Source organism: Agromyces sp. Root1464 (assembly GCF_001427265.1).
Lineage (GTDB): Bacteria > Actinomycetota > Actinomycetes > Actinomycetales > Microbacteriaceae > Agromyces > Agromyces fucosus.
Genome location: NZ_LMFU01000002.1, coordinates 1,657,016 through 1,674,427, shown reverse-complemented (window position 1 = coordinate 1,674,427; position 17,412 = coordinate 1,657,016). Strand labels below are relative to the sequence as shown.

Here is a 17,412-nt window from a genome sequence, read left to right as displayed (position 1 = left end):
TCCCGCGCTCGCCCAGCAGGGCGGGCGCGGGAGTCGGGGCTACTCCTCGACTCCCGGGTCGCCGCCGTCGAGGCCGCCGTCGGTGGAGTCGCTGAGCGGCGCAGCCTCGTCGTCGGGCGTCTTGGTCGGGTCCCTCGTCTCGCCGTCGTCCTTGCGCGGATGCTCGGCGCCCGTCTCGTCGGCGCTGGTCTTGTCGGCGCCCATCTCATCAGGACGCAGCTCGTCATCGGTTCGTCGGGTGCCCTGAGCCTCATCGGGCTCGAAGGGTTGGCCGGAAACGGTCGAGTCGGTCATCGCTCGCTCCTTCGTGGATCGGTGCCGGCGAGCTGTTGTCGGGTCGCTCGGCACTGCCAGCCTCCCGCGATCCGCGTCGCAGCGGGAAGGGGTTGACACTCGGGGTGCGGGCGCGCCGCGGCATCCGTCGTCGTTGCTGTTGCTGCTGCTCGGCTCAGCTGTCGCTCGGGCGCAGCACGCCCTCGGGGTCGCGCACGACGACGCGGGCGCGTCCGTCGGGCGCCGTGCCCACGAGACCGGGCGCGGCCGCGAACACGCGCTTCGATCCCTCGCCGACCCGGGTCACTTCGGAGAAGTCGAGCACGAGGCATCCACTGTCGCCGACGAAGGGGGTGAGGCGCGTGAGCACCTCCTCGGCGCCGGCGAAGAAGATCTCGCCGCGGAGCACCGCGATGGTGTCGGCGCCCTCGCGCTCGAGCGAGGCGATCGGCGACAGCGGCGCGCCGTGGTGCTGCAGCATGTGCAGGCCGTGCCGCTCCGAGAGCAGTTCGAGCGTCGCGACCCCGCGGGCGCTGTTGCCGCGCGCGTCGAGGCGCGGGCTGAAGGTGCCGATGCCGAACTGGCCGGGCTGCACCGCGGCGATGCCGCCGCCGACCCCGCTCTTCGCGGGCAGCCCGACGCGCACGAGCCAGTCGCCCGACGCGTCGTACATGCCGCAGCTCGTCATGACGGCCATGGTCCAGCGGGCGGCGTCTTCGCTGATGACGCGTTCATCGGTCACGGGGTTCACTCCACCGGTCGCGAGCGTCGCCGCCATGATCGCGAGGTCGCGCGCGTTGACGGTCAACGAGCACTGGCGGAAGTACGCGGTCGTCGCGACATCCGCCGTCGAACCGAGCGTGCCGGCCGAGCGGGTCAGGTAGGCGAGGGCGCGATTGCGATCGCCGGTGGATGCCTCGGAGGAGAACACGTCTTCGTCGACCGAGAGGTCGCGGCCGGCGAACTTGCCGAGCCCCGCCTGCACGAGGGCGAACTTCTCTTCGGCCGTGTCGCCGCGCATGAGCGAGGTCGTCACGATGGCGCCGGCATTGATCATGGGGTTCAGCGGGCGACCGGTCGCCGCCTCCAGGCTGATGGCGTTGAACGGCTCGCCGCTCGGTTCGAGGCCGACATGGCGGTTCACCTCGACGAGGCCGAGCGCGTCGACCGTGAGCGCGAAGACGAAGGGCTTCGACACCGATTGGATCGTGAACGTCGCGTCGCAGTCGCCGGCCTCGTGCACCACGCCGTGTGTACTCGCGAGTGCGGCGCCGAGCCGGTCTGGATCGACGATCGCGAGTTCGGGGATGTAGCTCGCGACCTCGCCGGCGTTGAGTGGGCGCACGTCGTCGAGCACCGACTCGAGCATGCGTCGAACGGGATCCCGCAATTCCGCCGCCATGGGGTCAGCCTAGGAGGTCGAAGGGGCGGGTGGGGGAAATGGGTCGAGTTGCTTGGTTGACTTGTCCTCCACAGGTCGACGGTTGTGCAGATTATTCACAAGCTGACCTGCTCTTTTGGAGCGTTCTTTGGCTGGTTCGAATGTCGGTGGGTGGCGGCAGGATGGGCGTATGAACGGAATCGTCGAGACGCTCGGGCAGGTGCGGTCTTCGCTCCTGGGCGTCATGGGGTTCGACGATCCCGCCGGGTGGTCCGATGACGAGTTGCTTGCGGTGACAGTGGCGGTCGAGGCGGTCGGTCGGGTGGTCGATGCCGCCCGCGTCGCGTGCGCGGGCGAGGTCGGCGAGCGTTCGCGGGTCGAGCTGGGCGGTGAGCGGCTCTCGACCCGCCGCGGATGCCGCACGGTCGCCGAGCTGCTCGAGCGGGTCACGCTGGTGTCGGGCGCCGAGGCCCGGCGACGCAGTGCGCTCGGTGCGGCGACACGGTCCCGGTACGGGTTGACCGGCGAGGCGATGGAGGCGCGGTTTCCCGGCGTCGCGTCGGCGCTCGCGAGCGGTGAACTCGGCGCTGATGCCGCGGGCGTGGTCGTGCGTGAACTGGACGGCACTCGGCGGGTCGCCGACCCCGTCGCGCTTCGCGGGGCCGAGCAGGAACTCGTCGCCGCGGCGCTCGGGTCGGGCGATGCGGCCGGCGATGCGTCGGCCGGCGATGCGCCGGTGCGGTGCACGGCCGATGAGTTGCGGGTGCAGGCGCAGGTGTGGGCGGTCTACCTCGACCAAGACGGGCCGGAGCCCGACGACGAACGCGCGATGCGGCGGCGAGGCTTCAGGTTCGGGCGGGCTCGTGACGGGCTGATCCCGGTCACGGGTGAACTGCTGCCCGAGGTCGCGGCCGGACTCGGCCGCCTCTTCGATGCGCACCTGGCGCCCAGGTCGGGCGGCGGGTTCATGACCGCCGAAGAACGCGCCGACCTCGAACGTAATGGCGAGACCCGGACCGCCGACCAGCAACGCCACGACGTCGTCGCAGCGATCATCGCCACTGCCGCGCGTTCGGGTGAGCATCCCACGATCGGCGGGGCGGCACCCACCGTGCTGGTGAGCGTGCGAGCCGTCGACCTGAAGGAGGGGCGAGGGGTGGCGCATGCCGACGGGGTCGAGATCCCGGTCTCGTTGCGTGCCGCCCGGCAGTTGATGTGTACCGGCGGCATGCAACAGGTCACCTTCGACGGTGGCGGCCGCATCATGGGGCTCGGCTCACCAGAGCGCTGCTTCACCCCGCACCAGCGCCGGGCGATCACGCTGCGCGATGGCGGATGCCTGATCCCGGGGTGCCGGGTGCCCGCCAGCTGGTGCGAGATCCACCACGTCATCCCCGACGCCGACGGCGGCCCGACGCATACCGACAACGGAGTGCTGCTCTGCTGGTTCCACCACCGCACGATCGAGACATCGGGGTGGGGCATCCGCATGATCCGCGGGGCCCCGCAGGTGCGCCCGCCCGCGTGGCTCGACCCGGGCGGCGGATGGCGGAGCGCCACGACATCACCGACCAGACTCGCCGACCGCGTCGAACGAAGACCCGCCGCCGTGGCGTGAACCCACCGCGCCGGTGACTCTCCAGCACGTGCGCCGATCGATCTGCGTGTGCCGATCGACCTTCGTGCGTCGATCTACCGGCGCGTGCGCCGATTGATCAGCGTGCGCAGCTCGACCAGCGTGGGCGCCGATCGTTGAGATCGGCGCCCGCTGCTGCCTGTCGGGGTGGTCGGTCAGCGCGAGAGCGAGACCCCGAGCGTTGCGAGCACACCGAACACCGTGCCCCAGAGCACGATCGAGATGATCTGCCAGAAGATCACGGTGTTGCGATTCGCGCCGAACGAGACCATCGCGGCCGAGGTGATCTGACTCGGCAGGAACGTCTGGCCGATGAGGCTGACGCCCGCGACGCCGTACTTGTCGAACATGCGCCGCAGCTTCTCGCGGCGGGGCGACTCGGCAGTCTCGTCGGTCTCGACGGGCGCCGCGTCGACGGCCACCCCGGAGGCCGCCTGGTGGACCCCGGCGGATCCATCTGTGGCTGACCCACTCACGCCAGATCCGCCTCCGGCCCCTGCGCTGCTCACCTTGTTGCGGACCGCCTTGCCGGCGACGACCTTGCCGCGCACCCCGTGCGCCGTCATCACGAAGATGAGCATCGAGATGATGTTGCCGATCACGGCGACGCCGATCGCGAGGGCGGTCGGCAACCCTATCAGCACCCCGACGACCGAACCGAAGTACGACTCCACGAACGGGATCGCCGAGATGAGCATCACGCCGAACCACTGGAGGAACGAGGGAAGGGAAGTGGTGAAGTCCTGCAGGGCGTCGATCACGACGAGTCCTTTCGTAGGGAGGCGTTGGCCATGGTGGGAGGGCATTGGTCCTCGTGGGGCATCGGCCCCTCGGGGGAGGACGTTGGTTCAATCCTTCGCAGTCGGACCGGTCGGCGGCAGTGCCGCGGTGTCAGGCAAACCCGTGGGATTCTGCACGCCGGACCATGACAAATGTCACTGGCCTAGGCTCGAATCCATGCCTGCCGAACCCGCCCGCAGTGTGCAGACGACATGGCTGTACACGCTCGGGTCGATCGTCTTCTTCTTCGGGTTCCTCGACCTCGTCGTCGCACTGTCGATGCTCGAGGCGTACCTGCGCACCGACGACCCCGTGACCGCCGTGCTCGTCGTGCTGATGCTCGTCGCGTCGGCGACGCAACTGAGGTACTGCTGGTTCCTGCGCGTCGGGCGCGGCGGCGGCCTGCCGAACCCGTGGTGGACCGCGGCGCTCCTCGCCCCCGCCGTCATCGTCTGGGTGCTCGGCCTCTTCTCCCAGGCCGACGCGCTCGCGGCAGCAGTGCCGCTCTGGGCTGCGGCGAGCCTCATCGCCTGCCTGCTGCCGAAGCCGCAGCGCCGCCTCGTGCTGCTCGTCGCACTCGTCACGGTCATCGCGCACCCGATGCTCGCCACCGCCGTCACCGGCGAGCAGTTCGTGTTCGGCCGCACCTCGGACACCTGGATGATCGCCATCTTCGCGGCGATGCTGCCGGTCATGCTGCTCTCGAGCATGTGGTGGTGGGAGGTCGTGGTGCAGCTCGACCGGCACCGTCGCACCGCCGCCGAGCTCGCCGTGACGCAGGAGCGCCTGCGCTTCGCCTCGGACCTGCACGACATCCAGGGCCACCACCTGCAGGTCATCTCGCTGAAGTCCGAGCTCGCCGAGCGGCTGCTCGAGATCGACCCGGCCGCTGCCCGCGAGCTCGTGCACGAGACCCGCCTGATCGCGAAGCAGGCCCTCGAAGAGACGCGCTCGCTCGTCGCCGGCTACCGGCACGTCGCGTTCGACGACGAGCTCGAGAACGCCCGCGAGGTGCTGACCGCGTCGGGCGCCGAGTGCACCCTGCGACTTGGACCGTTGCCCGCCGATGCCCTCGCGCAGAGCGCGCTCGCCTCGGTCGTGCGCGAGGCGACGACCAACATCCTGCGACACAGTGAGGCGACGACGGTGACGATCGAACTGACGACCACGAGCGAACGCGTCGAGCTCGCGATCGCGAACGACGGCGTGGCGGTGCAGTCGGCGGTGACAGATGCGACGGATGCCTCGGCCGCGACGAATTCGACGGGCGCGACGGATGCCTCGGCGCCCGGTCGTACCGCCGGCCCTGCCGTCGGCCCCACGGTGACACGCGCACCGGGTTCGGGGCTCGCCGGCCTCCGCGAGCGGCTCGCCGCCGTGGGCGGCACGCTCGAGACGGCGACGGATGCCTCGGGCACCCGCTTCGAACTTCGGGCCACGGTGCCCGTCGGCGCGCGGGTGACGACGTGAGCGGCGGCATCCGCCTGCTCATCGCTGACGACGAGCACCTGATCCGCGGCGCCCTCGTGGCGCTCCTGAACCTCGAGCCCGACATCGAGGTCGTCGCGAGCGCCGACAACGGCGTGACCGCTGTCGAACAGGCGATCGCGACCGTGCCCGACGTGTGCCTCCTCGACCTCGAGATGCCCCAGGCCGACGGGCTCGAGGCGGCCGCCCGCATCCTCGCGGCGGTGCCGACGCGCGTCGTGATCGTGACCCGGCACGCGCGACCGGGCGTGCTGCGACGTGCGCTGGCGTCGAAGGTCTCGGGGTTCGTGCCGAAGTCGACGCCGGCCGAAGACCTCGCCCACGTCATCCGCGACGTCGCCGCGGGTCGCCGCTACATCGACCCCGAGATCGCCGCGACCGCGCTCACCGCGGAGCGCTGCCCGCTCACCGACCGCGAGCTCGACGCCCTGCGCTTCAGCCGCTCGACCACGAGCGTGCAGCAGATCGCCGAGCGGCTGCACCTCGCGCAGGGCACCGTCCGCAACTACCTCTCGTCGGCGATGACGAAGCTCGACGCCTCGTCTCGCCACGAGGCCGCCGAGAAGGCGTGGCAGCAGGGCTGGATCTGAGGCGTCAGCCGTCGAGCACGTCGAGCTCGACCTCGATCTCGTCGCCCTCGCCGATGTCCTCGGCCTTCAGCACCGCCCTCTTGAGCGGCAGTACATAGGTCTCGCCGAGCGGGAAGATCGAGGTGCTCCACGTCGTGCCGCCGACCGTCGCCACCACGCGAACGGAGCCGAAGCCACGAGGCATCCGCGGCTGGTCGGAGATGTCGGCGCCCAGCTCGGGCGGGACGTCGACGAAGAACCAGTTGCGCCGCGCCGTCCATTCGTAGATCTCGGCCGGGAAGCGGATGCGCATGTCGCGATCGTACGCCGCGCGGCTGCCCGGATGCCTAGCGTCGAGCGTCCTGTCGAAGCTCGGTCGCCGCGGCGCCGGTCGGCACGGCGTGTGCTCGAGGCCAGGTCCAGGCGGAGCGCAGGATGAAGATCAGGAGCACCACCTCGATGCCGATGGAGAGGCCGTAGAAGACGGCCCATTCCCAGGTCGCCCCCGCCGCGTTGAAGACCGAGTAGGGGATGAGGAGTGATGCGACGACGAGGTTCGTGGCGCGGTTCACCCGAGCGGGCAACGCCATGGAGAGCACCACCATCAGCGCGGGGATCGACACTGACGCGAGGAAGACGGTCAACAACGTCGAGCTGATGTCGAACTGCCAGATGCGGCCATCGAGGATGCCGTCGACGACGCCCGGCTTGTAGAAGTTGAAGACGTCGACGTAGACGTAGAGGAACATGAAGCTCGTCCACGCTGCGGCGATCTTGGCCTGCACGGGAACCGGCGGGTTGTCGAGCGGGTTCGCAGGTGTCGTTCGGATGGTCATCGGTTCGTCTTTCGAGAGGAGCGGTCCGTCCGTCGGGTGACGGTCGGTGGAGCGTACAGCGTACGCGTACACCGTACGCGTACGCTGTACTATGACGCGTACGCTGTACGCTTGTCAAGCCGGTCGAGAGAAGCGAGGGTGCCCGTGTCCGCCAGGGAAGAACGCCAGGTCGCGTCAGATGCGGGGCTGAGCAAGCAACGGGTGGTGGTCGAGGCGGTCCGGCTGGCCGACCGCGAGGGGGTCGCCGGGCTGAGTATGCGCCGGTTGGCCGGCGAACTCGACGCAGGCGCGATGACGCTCTACCGCTACGTCGCGAGCAAGGATGAATTGCTCGACGCCATGGTCGACCTCATGTTCGAGGAGATCGAGTTGCCGCCCGAAGAGACCGACTGGCAGTCGGCGATGCGGCGGCGGGCCCTATCCACTCGACAGGTTCTCGCCGGCCACCCGTGGGCGATCGGCCTGCTGGAGTCGCGGACATCGCCGGGGCCCGCGAATCTCCGCCACCACGAAGCGGTCACCGCCTGCCTCCGGAGGGCCGGCTTCACGGTCGTGATGGCGACGCACGCCAATTGGTTGCTCGACAGCTATGTCTACGGGTTCGCACTGCAAGAGGCCGGCCTGCCGTTCGACACCGCCGATGAGTTCGCGGATATGGGCGAGGGTGTCTACCTGCCCCAGCTTCCTCCCGACGAGTTCCCCTACCTCAACGAGTCCGCCGCGGCGCTCGTCGCCGCCGGCTACGACCCGGCCGAGGAATTCACCTTCGGCCTGGATCTCATCCTCGCCGCGCTCGAACCCCTGAGAGTCTCCGGATAGCTTGTTCACGGACCGGCGCGCGGCCCGCTGCACCGCGGTTCCGGCCGAAGCTCAGGGTGTCAGGCTCGGCAGGAGCGATGCGACGCTGCGCTCGGCGAATGCCGCGGCATCCGGCACCTCGCGCTCGCCTTCGTAGGCAGCGAGGAAGGCGCGGTGGAAGGCGACGCCGACGATGAGGCGTGCAGCCGACTCGAGGTTGGCATCGGGGCGGATGCGTCCGGCCGACTGCTCCTCGCCGAGCAGGCGCGCAACGAGGGGCACGACGCTCTCGGGGCCGTAGCCGTGCGCACGCACGCCTTCGCGATGCTCGGCCAGCAGCTCGGGTGCCCCGAAGATCGACGCCGCCATCGGAAAGGTCTGCGTGAAGAACGACAACAGCGCGGTCACGATGCGCTCGAGGGTATCGGGCAGGGCTGCGCGGCCGGATGCCTCGGGCAGCTCGATTCGCGGCATCCGCTCGGTGAGCACCGCAAGGAAGAGCTCCTGCTTGTCGGCGAAGTTCTTGTAGATGAGTGCTTCGGAGCATCCGGCGGCGCGGGCCAGCTCACGTGTCGTGGCGCCGACGACGCCGCGCTCGACGAGCACGATCGCGGCGGCGTCCAGGATGCGGTCGCGGCTGGTGGTGAGCTGGGACATCGGGCCTTCCACTTGACAGGTGAGTGTTTGCTCACCGTATCATCGAAGCAGGTGAGTAAATGCTTACTCACCCCGACTTCGACCGAAGGATCAGCCATGAGAATCGCAGTACTGGGAGCTTCGGGCCGCACGGGCGGCCTTATCGTCGACGCGGCGCGAGCGCGGGGCCATGAGGTGGTCGCGGTCGTCCGGCGTGCGGCATCCGCACCGTCGGGCGTCATCGAGCGCATCGCCGAGGGGCGCGACGTCGACGCGCTCACGGCAGCCCTCGACGGCGCCGACGCCGCGGTGTTCGCGATCGGGCCGACCGCGGCGAGCACCGACCACACCGTCATGCGCGAGAGCATGCCGGCACTCGTGAAGGCCATGCGCTCGGCCGACGTGCGACGCCTCGTGGTGGTCAGCGCGAGCGGACCGTTCACCGACGGCGACGACCCCTTCCTGAAGTTCGTGGCGAAGCCGATCGTGCAGCGCATCCTGCGCGAACCCTTCTCCGACTTCGTCGCGACCGAGCCCGTCGTGCGATCGAGCGCGCTCGACTGGACGATCGTGCGGCCGCCGCAGCTCAAGGACGGCGACGCCCGTGGCCGCTACCGCCGCGCGAACGGTGGGGGAGTGCCGTTCGGCATCTCGATCCGCCGGGCCGACCTCGCGGCAGCCGTGCTCGACGTGCTCGACGACGACGGGACGGTCGGGTCGACGATCACGGTCGCGGCGTAGCGGCGGTCGCGGCCCGGGCGCGGTGACGGCGGGCGGCGGTGCGGCGCTGCTGCGGTGCGGCGATGCTGTGCGACCGACAGCACGCTGCGCTGCGCCGGCGCGTCATCTGTCGGGCACCTCGAGGTGGGCGGCGTCTGCACGGCCGGGGTCGCGTCTAAGGTAGGGCGGTTCGCCTGAGGTGCGTGCCTCCATCTGAGGTGCCCAAGGCCGCCGAAGATGAGGCACACGCCCGATACGCGACCCCTACCTCAGCGAGGAATCTGGTCTCAGTGGCCGGAACCCGGCCCAGCAGGTCTCGAAGGGATCGGAATCATGAACCTCGCATACGGGTACGTCGCACAGACGCTGCAGATGCACGACGAGCTCGACGCGGGTCGTCTGAACGAGCGGCGACGCAACGCCGCCGACCGACGCGCGCTGGCGGGCGAGCGCGCCGACGGCCGGCACGGCCTCGCCGGCCGATTCGCCGAATGGCGCCAGGGGCGCTCGCGGCAGCGCATCCACGGTCTGCCGGTCGCGCACTGATCTCGAAGCTCGAAGAGCTGCGTGATGCGTCAGCCGGCCGCCGCGATGACCTCGCGGTGCAGCGCCAGCAGGCTCGCCGTCCGGTCGGCGGGGCCCCGGCCGAAGCCGCACTCCGTGCCGACCCCGAACGTGGCGACCCCTGCGACGGCGAACGCCTCGCGGGCGGGCGCGAGACGGGCGAGTGCGCCGTCGACGCCGTCCTCGTGGTGCACGAGGCCGAGGAACGGCGTCGTCTCCGCGGGCAGCGCCCAACCGGCGAGCGGCGCGAAGTACGCGGCATCCGTGCGCTCGATCGGCACCGGGAGGTGCACCCAGTCGATCCGACGCTCGAGCTGCGCCCCGAGCGCGTTCGCGACCGCGACCAACTTGCCCGCATCGGCCGGCTCGACGAAGTGCTTCTCGGCGACGTCGCCGTAGCAGAGGTGGAATCCGAGCTGCGCATCGGCCGGCACCCGCGCGGCGAGTTCGGCGGCGAGACCCGCGATGGCATCGACGAGCTCGGGGGCATCCGCACCACCCTCGGCGAAGAACGCCTCGAGCGGGCCGCCGCCGAGGCTCACGCCCTCGAGGTAGGCGAACTCGGTCGCCAGGTCGATCTGCACGGCGAGGTCGTCGGCGGGAATCGCGGCGACGATACGGTCGACCTCCATCGCGAGGGCCGCGGCGTACGCCGGGTACACGGCGGCGCGGTCGGCGGCAGCCACGTAGGTCGTGATCGGCGCGAGCGGTGACGGCAGGCACACCTGGAAGCGCGTGCCCGCGGGAATCACGCCCGCGTCGCGCAGGCGTGTGAAGTCCGCGTAGCTCGACGCCGCGGCATCCGCGTAGCCGAGCGATCCGAAGACGAGGTCGGATGCCGCGGCGGAACCGTCGAGCACGAGCGGGCGCAGATCGAAGCCCGCGACGACGATCGGGTCGATCGGCACGCGGCTGAGGCCGTCGACCGCATCGAACGCGGCGCCCTGGAACAGGATCCAGTGGAACCGCTCGCCGACCTCTCCATCGGGGATGCGCGCGAGGTCGCCGCCGAGCTCCTGGGCGACGACCCGGAAGGTCGCCTCCGCGGTGGGCTGGTTGATCGATCCGACGAGGTGGGCACCGGCGACGAGAGGCAATTCAGGCATCCAGCCATCGTAGATCGACACCCCTCGGCCGGGGTCTTGCCGCGGCATCCTGCTCGTCGTAGGGTCGCGTGCGACTGCGCTGCTCACCGACGATCGGAGTCGACATGCCCGCGACCGCCCTTCCGCCGAGCGGCGATCCGCTCGGCCCCGCGAACGGGCCGAAGACGTGCGATGCGAGCGGCATGGCCGAGATCCACCGCTATTTCCGCGCAGGGTTCGGCGAGGGGCGCGCGCTCGTCGAGGGGGTCGCCGAATCGGATGCCGCACATGCCGACGTCGTCGGCGATCACCTCTCGATGCACTCGGTCGGGCTGCACGGCCATCATGAGGGCGAGGACATCCTGCTGTGGGGCACGCTCGAGCAGCGCGCGCCCTCGTGCGCCGCGCATGTCGCGCGCATGCAGGAGCAGCACGCGCTCATGCTCGTGCACCTGAACGAGCTCGATGCCGCGCTGCCCGCCTGGCGCGCGAGCGGGCGATCGACGGATGCCGCGGCCGTGCTCGCCGCGCTCGACGGCATCACTGCCGCGCTCGCCGCGCACCTGCCCGATGAGGAGGCGAACATCGTGCCCGTGATGGAGGTCACGCTCACGCCGAAGGAGGTCGACGCGCTCGCCGACCACGGGCGCAAGGCGACCCCGAAGGGGAAGACATTCGAACAGCTCGGCGCGATCCTCGCGGCGCAGCCCGACGGAGGAGCCGAGTGGCAGCGCACCCACCTCCCGGCGCCGGGCGCCTCATCTGGCGGCTGATCGGCAAGCCGAAGTACCTGGCGAACCGCGCAGCGCTGGTTGGGCGGCGCTGATCTGGCAGCGCTGATCGAGTGGCGCTGATCGGTGGCGCTGATCGGTGGCGCTGATCGAACGGAACGCTCCACTCGTTATCCCCGAATCCGTATGCCAGTTCCCCCTCATCGATGAGGGGGAACTGGCATATCGATTCGCGGCAAGCTACACGTCCGATTTCCGCGACCGCGATCGGGGGACGGAAGCCGAGCAGCGACGATGATGGAGTCATGACCCGACGCCACGCCACGCTGACGACGCCGCTCGGCGAGCTGCTCGTCGTCGCCGATGGCGAGGCGCTGGTGGGCATCTACTTTCCGGGCCACTGGCACCCACCGGCATCCGGCTCGATCGGGGTCGAGGTGGAGGCTCGCGGCGACGAGCTCTTCACGCGGCTCGGCCGCGAGCTCGCCGAGTACCTCGCGGGGGAGCGGGTCGCGTTCGACCTGCCGATGGCGCCCGTGGGCGACGAGTTCCAGCAGGCCGTCTGGGCGATGCTCCGCGACGTCCCGATCGGCACGACCACCAGCTACGGCGAGCTCGCGTCGCGGCTCGGCGATCGCAACCTCGCGCGCCGCGTCGGCAACGCGGTCGGGCGCAACCCGCTCAGCATCATCGTGCCGTGCCATCGGGTGGTCGGCGCCGACGGATCCCTCACGGGCTACGCCGGCGGACTCGAGCGAAAGCGACACCTGCTCGAACTCGAAGGAGCACCGGTGGTCGCGCAGGCGCGGCTGTTCTGAGGTTCTCATCGTGACGTTCCCACTGGACGTCCGGCGCGGCGGGCATCCGCTTCGTCGCGATCCGTGGTGAGAATGGACGATGTCGCGAATCGGGTGGGATGCGAGTCGAATGTCAGCCGCCGCGCTCGTGGCGTGCCTGGCCGGTGGGGCCCTGGCCGTCGCCGGGGTCGCCGCACCGGCGCACGCCGACGTCGGGCCGGTGAATCCGGTGACCGTGGATCTCGACGGGCACCCGGCGAACAGCGGCTTCACCGTGGTCGTGCGCGGCGATGTGCACCTGGCCGCCGATGAGTCCGAGGGAACCATCGCACTCGGCGGAGATCTGAGCTTCGGGACGACGTACAACATCGGTACCGCTGCGACTCCGACCTTCACGGTGCCCGGTGAGACGAACCCGGTGCACCTCTTCGTCGGCGGTGGGATCGACTGGGCGAGCACCGCATCGGGGCAGATCCTGCGAGTCCTGAATCAGGGCTTCACCAAGATCGGCGACCCCTCCACCTTCGCGGCGTTCAACAAGAACCCCAACGACTACCAGATCACCGCACCCGGCGGGGCGATCGATCAGACGCCTCGCATCGAGGGCGTCGCGGCGCAGTCACCGGCTTCGATCGCCGCGCCGGTGCCCGCAGGGCTCATCGACATCGAGGGTGCGTTCGCGCTCTACGAACAGCTGTCGACGGATCTCGCGACCTGCCCGGCGACCGTCGTCCTCACCGATGACCAGGGGGTGCCCGTCACGAGCCCACCGAGCGCACCGTTCCGGGGGCACGTGCGGCTGCAGCCGAACCAGACCAATGTGCTCTCGATCTCGGCCGACGACCTCGCGACCCTGCAGGAGCTGCAGTTCGACGACGTGCCGACGCAGACCTCTCCGCTGCTCATCAACGTCGCCGGCGACTTCTCGGGGGCCATTCCGAACTCGCCCGGGATCAGCGGCGCCGCGGCCCACTTCATCCTGTACAACTTCGCGGATGCCACGACGGTGACCGTCACCGGTGGGGACAGCCTGCACGGCACCGTGTACGCACCGCGCGCCGTCGTCGACTGGCGCCGGACGAACAACCTCGAGGGCAACCTGATCGCGGCATCCGCGATCCACGGCGGCCCCGCGGTTCCCGTCGGCTTCCCGCGGGAATTCCACAATCGCCCGTTCGACGCCGAACTCGCATGCGCGACGAGCGCGCCCGAATCGACGCTCACGCTCCTCAAGCTCGTGCAGGGCGGCTCGGCGGTGCCGACCGATTGGACGCTCAGTGCCGTCGACGGCAGCACCGTGATCACAGGCGTCAGCGGATCCCCTGAAGTGACCGGGACCGTGACGGATCCCGGCGACTACGTGCTGAGCGAAAGCGGTGGACCGGCAGGGTACGAGCAGGGTCCCTGGAGCTGCACCGGCGCGACCGCCATGAACGGTGATGTCGTGACCCTCGACGCCGGACAGGACGTCGTGTGCACTGTGACGAACGTCTTCACCGGCACGACTCCGACCGTCCCGCCAGACCCGGCCCCGGGGCCGCCTGGCGCTGGGCTCGCCGCGTCGGGAACCGACTCGACACCGGTCATGCTCGTCGCAGCATGCGCGATCGGGCTGGGCCTGTGGTTCCGGATCGGTGCACGCAGGAGACAGTCGCGCTAACTCGGGCGCACCGCGTCGCCGACGGCGATCGAGCCCGACGACAGCGGCACCATGAGCACGCCGAACCACGTCTGGCCGTCCCAGCGGCGGTGCTTGGCGAGCGTGCGGATCGGCTCCTTGCCGCGGGTAATGGTCACGGGGTCGATCGTCGTCATCACGCAGCGGTCGCAGACCTTCGCGATGCGGAAGCGCACGTCGCCGAGGTCGACGAACGGCCAGCCGTCTTCGGCGAACGGCTCGTCACCGTCGATCACGACGTTCGGCCGGAAGCGCAGCATGTCGAGGTACGGCGTCTCCTCATCGGTCCAGTCATTGAGCTGCGCGAGGGATGCCTCGCTCGCGAGCAGCACCGGGCCGGCATCGGCAAGGGTCAGCCGGTCGTCGGGGAGGCCGCCGTTCTTCTCGTTCACCGTGCGCTCGCGCGGGTCGGGCTGCCAGACGAGCCGCGCCTCGATGCCGAGCCGGGTGCTCAGCCAGGCGTCGGCCTCGTCGCCGCCCGGCAGCGCCGTGCCCTGCCGGGTGTGGCCCACGGCGATCGGTGCGGCATCCGTGGGGCGATCGACCCGGAGCGGATCCCCGGCGCCGCCGCGCTCGCCGAGCAGGAGCCCGCCGTCGGCGAGCAGCTCGGCTGTCAGTCCGAGCATGTGGTTCTTCTCACGGGCTGTGACCGGCGAACCGGATGCGTCGACGACGCCCCAACGGCGATCGCCCGCGAGCCCCCACGGCAGTACTTCGGCCGAGTCGACGTCGACTCCGGCGAACGACTTGACGGGATGGATCCGGAGACGCGTGACCTGCATTCGAGCATGCTAGCGAACCTCACCCGGCCGAGCCCTGTCGGTGGCCGGTGGGACCGTTGCGTCGCCGCAGTGAAGTGTTGCGGAATGCAACAGACACGACTACTGTTGCAATAAGCAACAGGAGGCGGAATGGGCAGCGAATCGAACACCGGCACGACGCCTGAGCGCGGCCCGGCCACGGCCGGCATCCTGCGCGCCCTCATCGTCATCAGCCGCCGCGGCGTCGCCGACGCGCGCATCGCGAACCTCAGCCTGAGCATGACCGACCAGTCGATCCTCGGCTACATCGTCGACCACCCTGGCTGCCGCTCCACCGACATCGCGCAGGCGTTCCGCCTGAACCGCTCCACCGTCTCGCGGCAGCTCGCCGGCCTCATGAAGCTCGGCGTGGTCAGCGAGACTACGGATGCCTCGGGCCGCGGCCGCCCGCTCGAACTCACCGACTCGGGCCGGGCCGCCTACGACGAGGCCATCGGCATCCTGCAGGGCGTCGTCGACGAGACCCTCGACGACTGGACCGACGCCGAGGTCGCACGCTTCGCGCACGACCTGCAGCGATTCAACACCGGCGCCGCGGGGGAGACCCGCCCGCGGCATCCGATCGAGGCGCCGGACGCGCCTCTCGACAAGGCGCCATGAGGCACCGCGCCCCCACAAGGGACGGAAGGAAAGAAGGAACAGCAATGACCGCACTGCGCAACATCACCGTGCTCGGCACCGGAGTGCTCGGCTCGCAGATCGCGTACCAGACCGCCTATCGCGGCTTCGACGTCGTCGCATACGACATCGACGACGCCGCACTCGAAGCCGCGAAGCAGCGCTTCGCCGCACTCGCCGACACCTACGTCACCGAGGGTGTCGACGGCGCAGCCGACGGCAAGGCCCAGGAGGCGCTCGGCCGCATCACCCGCTCGGCCGACCTCGGCGAAGCCGTCGCGAAGGCCGACCTCGTGATCGAGGCGATCCCCGAGAACCTCGAGATCAAGCGCGCCACCTACGAGCAGCTCGCGACGCTCGCGCCCGAGCACACGATCTTCGCCACCAACTCGTCGACACTGCTGCCGAGCGACCTCGCGCCGTTCACCGGCCGCGCCGATCGGTTCCTCGCGCTGCACTTCGCGAACCGCGTCTGGGTGCACAACACCGCAGAGGTCATGGGCACCGAGGCGACGAGCCCCGAGGTCTTCCAGGCCGTGGCCCGGTTCGCCGGCGAGATCGGCATGGTCCCGATCGAGATCAAGAAGGAGAAGGCGGGCTACCTGCTGAACTCCCTGCTCGTACCGTTCCTGCAGGCGGCCGGCGAGCTCCTCGTCGACGGCATCGCCGAGCCCGACGCGATCGACAAGACCTGGCGCATCGGCACCGGCGCCCCGATGGGCCCGTTCCAGATCTACGACATCGTCGGCCTCACGACGGCCTACAACATCTCGATGATGGGCGGTGCGAAGCAGCAGGCGTTCGCCGCCCTCATCAAGGAGCGCTACATCGACCAGGGCAAGCTCGGCGTCGCCACGGGCGAGGGCTTCTACAGCTACCCGAAGGGCGAGTAGGCGAAGCACCACCCCGTCAGAACCGACCACGCGCCCGGGCCACGGCCCGGGCGCGTCGTCATACCCATGACCGGCGCACGGCCTCGGCGCCGAGCTGCAACCGGGTGGTGACGCCCGCCGTCTCCATGAGTTCGGCGACGCGCCGCTGCACGGTGCGCACCGAGATGCCGAGCTGCGCGCCGGCCGCGGCATCGGTGAGGCCGAGCAGCAGGAGCTTCAACAGGTCTCGATCGACCGCGTCGTGCGTGCCTGGCAGCTCGCCGGTCGAGATGAACCCGGTCGACGTCGCCCAGTACTCCTCGAAGATCGCGATGACGAGGTCGAGCAGGCCGCTCGGATGCACCAGCAGCGCGCCCGAGGAGCGATCCTCACCGCGCGACTTCATCGGCAGCAGCGCCATGTCGTCGTCGGCGATGATGAGCCGCGTGGGCAGCGTCGGCAGCACGCGGATCTCCTCGCCGTAGGGCGCCGACTCGCGCGCGGCGTCGATGAACCCGGGCCATTCGAGCACCGCCTTCTCGACGATGACGCGGTAGGTCACGCCGCGCTCGAGGGCGTCGTCTTCGGCGGTGTTCTGCTCGGCGTCGAGGAAGGCCACGTCGCTCAGCATGAAGACCCGCACCTGCTGCCGGGCGGAGGCCTGCAACTGCGCGAATCGCTGCCGCACGGCATCCGCACCGAGCACGACGTCGACGACATCGGGCGTCTCCCGCTGGGCCGCCCCGCGCCGGTAGATCTCGCTCAGCTCGACGAGCGCCTCGTGCGCCTGGGTGAGGCGTCGTTCGCGGTCGAGGAGCATCGGCTGCAGCGCGAGCGACGGAGGCGAGGCGACGACCCGGTCGGGCGCGGACGCCTGTCGCGCGAGCAGTCCGAGCCGCTCGAGTTCGGCGACGATCCCGCGCACTTCTGCGGGCGATTTCGCCACGGATGCCGCGAGCTCGCCGATGCTCGCCGACGGCGACTGCAGGATGAGCCGGTAGAGCGCGGTGTGCTCGTCGTCCAGTCCGATCGCTTCGAGCACGAAGGCCTTCCGTTCCGCGTCACGCCGATCCACCGTCTGGCGGATCGAAGCCATGGCATCTCTCCGCCACCACACTAGCCACCGGGG

General features: G+C 70.2%; 20 protein-coding genes. 11 read left to right on the top strand and 9 right to left on the bottom strand.

Translation table 11 applies throughout. From position 1 onward, the window contains the following. Positions 1-39: 39 nt before the first annotated feature. Both ASD23_RS13360 and glsA read right to left on the bottom strand, forming a co-directional pair. A complete protein-coding gene (locus ASD23_RS13360; protein WP_056011426.1) occupies positions 40-294 on the bottom strand; it encodes a hypothetical protein in 255 nt (84 codons plus the stop codon). Between the two features lie 154 nt (positions 295-448). Beyond that, positions 449-1,675, bottom strand: a complete 1,227-nt coding sequence (glsA, locus tag ASD23_RS13355; RefSeq protein WP_157377088.1) for a glutaminase A — start codon at positions 1,673-1,675, stop codon at positions 449-451. A 169-nt stretch (positions 1,676-1,844) separates the two neighbouring features. Here glsA and ASD23_RS13350 point away from each other — a divergent pair, with 169 nt between their 5' ends. Next, positions 1,845-3,272 carry an HNH endonuclease signature motif containing protein gene (locus tag ASD23_RS13350; protein WP_056011420.1) on the top strand — a complete coding sequence of 476 codons (1,428 nt, stop codon included), beginning with the start codon at positions 1,845-1,847 and terminating at the stop codon, positions 3,270-3,272. A 173-nt stretch (positions 3,273-3,445) separates the two neighbouring features. Here the strand turns inward: ASD23_RS13350 and ASD23_RS13345 are convergent, their stop codons facing one another. After that, complete coding sequence (locus ASD23_RS13345) at positions 3,446-4,051, bottom strand: hypothetical protein (RefSeq protein ID WP_056011417.1); 606 nt, start codon at positions 4,049-4,051, stop codon at positions 3,446-3,448. Between the two features lie 196 nt (positions 4,052-4,247). Between ASD23_RS13345 and ASD23_RS13340 the strand changes: the two genes are divergently transcribed. Continuing rightward, positions 4,248-5,540: a sensor histidine kinase gene (locus ASD23_RS13340; protein WP_056011415.1), complete on the top strand. Its 1,293-nt coding sequence runs from the start codon at positions 4,248-4,250 to the stop codon at positions 5,538-5,540. Further along, positions 5,537-6,148, top strand: a complete 612-nt coding sequence (locus ASD23_RS13335) for a response regulator transcription factor (RefSeq protein WP_056011411.1) — start codon at positions 5,537-5,539, stop codon at positions 6,146-6,148. Before ASD23_RS13340 ends, ASD23_RS13335 begins: the two co-directional genes overlap by 4 nt. A 4-nt stretch (positions 6,149-6,152) precedes the next feature. On the opposite strand, the gene ASD23_RS13330 is transcribed toward ASD23_RS13335, so the two are convergent. Together ASD23_RS13330 and ASD23_RS13325 are read right to left on the bottom strand one after the other, a co-directional pair. Next, a complete protein-coding gene (locus ASD23_RS13330; protein ID WP_056011408.1) occupies positions 6,153-6,440 on the bottom strand; it encodes a DUF1905 domain-containing protein in 288 nt (95 codons plus the stop codon). A 34-nt stretch (positions 6,441-6,474) separates the two neighbouring features. Further along, complete coding sequence (locus tag ASD23_RS13325; RefSeq protein WP_056011405.1) at positions 6,475-6,963, bottom strand: DUF6326 family protein; 489 nt, start codon at positions 6,961-6,963, stop codon at positions 6,475-6,477. A 144-nt stretch (positions 6,964-7,107) separates the two neighbouring features. On the opposite strand from ASD23_RS13325, the gene ASD23_RS13320 reads away from it, so the two are divergent. Then, positions 7,108-7,782, top strand: coding sequence for a TetR/AcrR family transcriptional regulator (locus ASD23_RS13320; protein WP_056013202.1), 675 nt, complete (start codon positions 7,108-7,110; stop codon positions 7,780-7,782). A 51-nt stretch (positions 7,783-7,833) separates the two neighbouring features. Here ASD23_RS13320 and ASD23_RS13315 read toward each other — a convergent pair whose 3' ends face one another. Then, positions 7,834-8,418, bottom strand: coding sequence for a TetR/AcrR family transcriptional regulator (locus ASD23_RS13315; protein ID WP_056011402.1), 585 nt, complete (start codon positions 8,416-8,418; stop codon positions 7,834-7,836). Between the two features lie 96 nt (positions 8,419-8,514). On the opposite strand from ASD23_RS13315, the gene ASD23_RS13310 reads away from it, so the two are divergent. Together ASD23_RS13310 and ASD23_RS13305 are read left to right on the top strand one after the other, a co-directional pair. Further along, positions 8,515-9,138 (top strand): NAD(P)-dependent oxidoreductase, encoded by a 624-nt coding sequence (locus ASD23_RS13310; protein WP_082571432.1) that lies wholly within the window; start codon positions 8,515-8,517, stop codon positions 9,136-9,138. A 312-nt stretch (positions 9,139-9,450) separates the two neighbouring features. Continuing rightward, positions 9,451-9,663, top strand: coding sequence for a hypothetical protein (locus tag ASD23_RS13305; protein WP_056011397.1), 213 nt, complete (start codon positions 9,451-9,453; stop codon positions 9,661-9,663). 29 nt (positions 9,664-9,692) lie between these two features. Here ASD23_RS13305 and ASD23_RS13300 read toward each other — a convergent pair whose 3' ends face one another. Then, a complete protein-coding gene (locus tag ASD23_RS13300; RefSeq protein WP_056013199.1) occupies positions 9,693-10,787 on the bottom strand; it encodes a hypothetical protein in 1,095 nt (364 codons plus the stop codon). Positions 10,788-10,891: 104 nt separating this feature from the next. Between ASD23_RS13300 and ASD23_RS13295 the strand changes: the two genes are divergently transcribed. The 3 genes from ASD23_RS13295 to ASD23_RS13285 all read left to right on the top strand — a co-directional run bounded on the left by ASD23_RS13295 (position 10,892) and on the right by ASD23_RS13285 (position 13,954). Continuing rightward, positions 10,892-11,539 (top strand): hemerythrin domain-containing protein, encoded by a 648-nt coding sequence (locus ASD23_RS13295; protein ID WP_235507736.1) that lies wholly within the window; start codon positions 10,892-10,894, stop codon positions 11,537-11,539. 263 nt (positions 11,540-11,802) lie between these two features. Beyond that, positions 11,803-12,315 (top strand): methylated-DNA--[protein]-cysteine S-methyltransferase, encoded by a 513-nt coding sequence (locus tag ASD23_RS13290; RefSeq protein WP_056011395.1) that lies wholly within the window; start codon positions 11,803-11,805, stop codon positions 12,313-12,315. A 109-nt stretch (positions 12,316-12,424) separates the two neighbouring features. Beyond that, complete coding sequence (locus ASD23_RS13285) at positions 12,425-13,954, top strand: collagen-binding domain-containing protein (RefSeq protein ID WP_056011392.1); 1,530 nt, start codon at positions 12,425-12,427, stop codon at positions 13,952-13,954. Here the strand turns inward: ASD23_RS13285 and ASD23_RS13280 are convergent. Next, positions 13,951-14,754, bottom strand: a complete 804-nt coding sequence (locus tag ASD23_RS13280; RefSeq protein WP_056011389.1) for an MOSC domain-containing protein — start codon at positions 14,752-14,754, stop codon at positions 13,951-13,953. The genes ASD23_RS13285 and ASD23_RS13280 overlap by 4 nt on opposite strands. Positions 14,755-14,883: 129 nt before the next feature. Here ASD23_RS13280 and ASD23_RS13275 point away from each other — a divergent pair, with 129 nt between their 5' ends. Together ASD23_RS13275 and ASD23_RS13270 are read left to right on the top strand one after the other, a co-directional pair. Then, positions 14,884-15,393, top strand: coding sequence for a MarR family winged helix-turn-helix transcriptional regulator (locus ASD23_RS13275; RefSeq protein ID WP_056011386.1), 510 nt, complete (start codon positions 14,884-14,886; stop codon positions 15,391-15,393). A gap of 44 nt (positions 15,394-15,437) precedes the next feature. Beyond that, positions 15,438-16,304 (top strand): 3-hydroxyacyl-CoA dehydrogenase, encoded by an 867-nt coding sequence (locus ASD23_RS13270; protein ID WP_056011384.1) that lies wholly within the window; start codon positions 15,438-15,440, stop codon positions 16,302-16,304. Positions 16,305-16,362: 58 nt separating this feature from the next. On the opposite strand, the gene ASD23_RS13265 is transcribed toward ASD23_RS13270, so the two are convergent. After that, positions 16,363-17,379, bottom strand: coding sequence for a MarR family transcriptional regulator (locus ASD23_RS13265; protein ID WP_235507735.1), 1,017 nt, complete (start codon positions 17,377-17,379; stop codon positions 16,363-16,365). Between the last annotated feature and the right edge of the window lie 33 nt (positions 17,380-17,412).

Coding starts and splice junctions, on each gene's coding strand:
- ASD23_RS13265 (WP_235507735.1), bottom strand. CDS start 17,379: ATGGCTTCGATCCGCCAGACGGTGGATCGGCGTGACGCGGAACGGAAG.
- ASD23_RS13325 (WP_056011405.1), bottom strand. CDS start 6,963: ATGACCATCCGAACGACACCTGCGAACCCGCTCGACAACCCGCCGGTT.
- ASD23_RS13310 (WP_082571432.1), top strand. CDS start 8,515: ATGAGAATCGCAGTACTGGGAGCTTCGGGCCGCACGGGCGGCCTTATC.
- ASD23_RS13315 (WP_056011402.1), bottom strand. CDS start 8,418: ATGTCCCAGCTCACCACCAGCCGCGACCGCATCCTGGACGCCGCCGCG.
- glsA (WP_157377088.1), bottom strand. CDS start 1,675: ATGGCGGCGGAATTGCGGGATCCCGTTCGACGCATGCTCGAGTCGGTG.
- ASD23_RS13295 (WP_235507736.1), top strand. CDS start 10,892: ATGCCCGCGACCGCCCTTCCGCCGAGCGGCGATCCGCTCGGCCCCGCG.
- ASD23_RS13270 (WP_056011384.1), top strand. CDS start 15,438: ATGACCGCACTGCGCAACATCACCGTGCTCGGCACCGGAGTGCTCGGC.
- ASD23_RS13340 (WP_056011415.1), top strand. CDS start 4,248: ATGCCTGCCGAACCCGCCCGCAGTGTGCAGACGACATGGCTGTACACG.
- ASD23_RS13285 (WP_056011392.1), top strand. CDS start 12,425: ATGTCAGCCGCCGCGCTCGTGGCGTGCCTGGCCGGTGGGGCCCTGGCC.
- ASD23_RS13360 (WP_056011426.1), bottom strand. CDS start 294: ATGACCGACTCGACCGTTTCCGGCCAACCCTTCGAGCCCGATGAGGCT.
- ASD23_RS13350 (WP_056011420.1), top strand. CDS start 1,845: ATGAACGGAATCGTCGAGACGCTCGGGCAGGTGCGGTCTTCGCTCCTG.
- ASD23_RS13290 (WP_056011395.1), top strand. CDS start 11,803: ATGACCCGACGCCACGCCACGCTGACGACGCCGCTCGGCGAGCTGCTC.
- ASD23_RS13275 (WP_056011386.1), top strand. CDS start 14,884: ATGGGCAGCGAATCGAACACCGGCACGACGCCTGAGCGCGGCCCGGCC.
- ASD23_RS13300 (WP_056013199.1), bottom strand. CDS start 10,787: ATGCCTGAATTGCCTCTCGTCGCCGGTGCCCACCTCGTCGGATCGATC.
- ASD23_RS13280 (WP_056011389.1), bottom strand. CDS start 14,754: ATGCAGGTCACGCGTCTCCGGATCCATCCCGTCAAGTCGTTCGCCGGA.
- ASD23_RS13305 (WP_056011397.1), top strand. CDS start 9,451: ATGAACCTCGCATACGGGTACGTCGCACAGACGCTGCAGATGCACGAC.
- ASD23_RS13330 (WP_056011408.1), bottom strand. CDS start 6,440: ATGCGCATCCGCTTCCCGGCCGAGATCTACGAATGGACGGCGCGGCGC.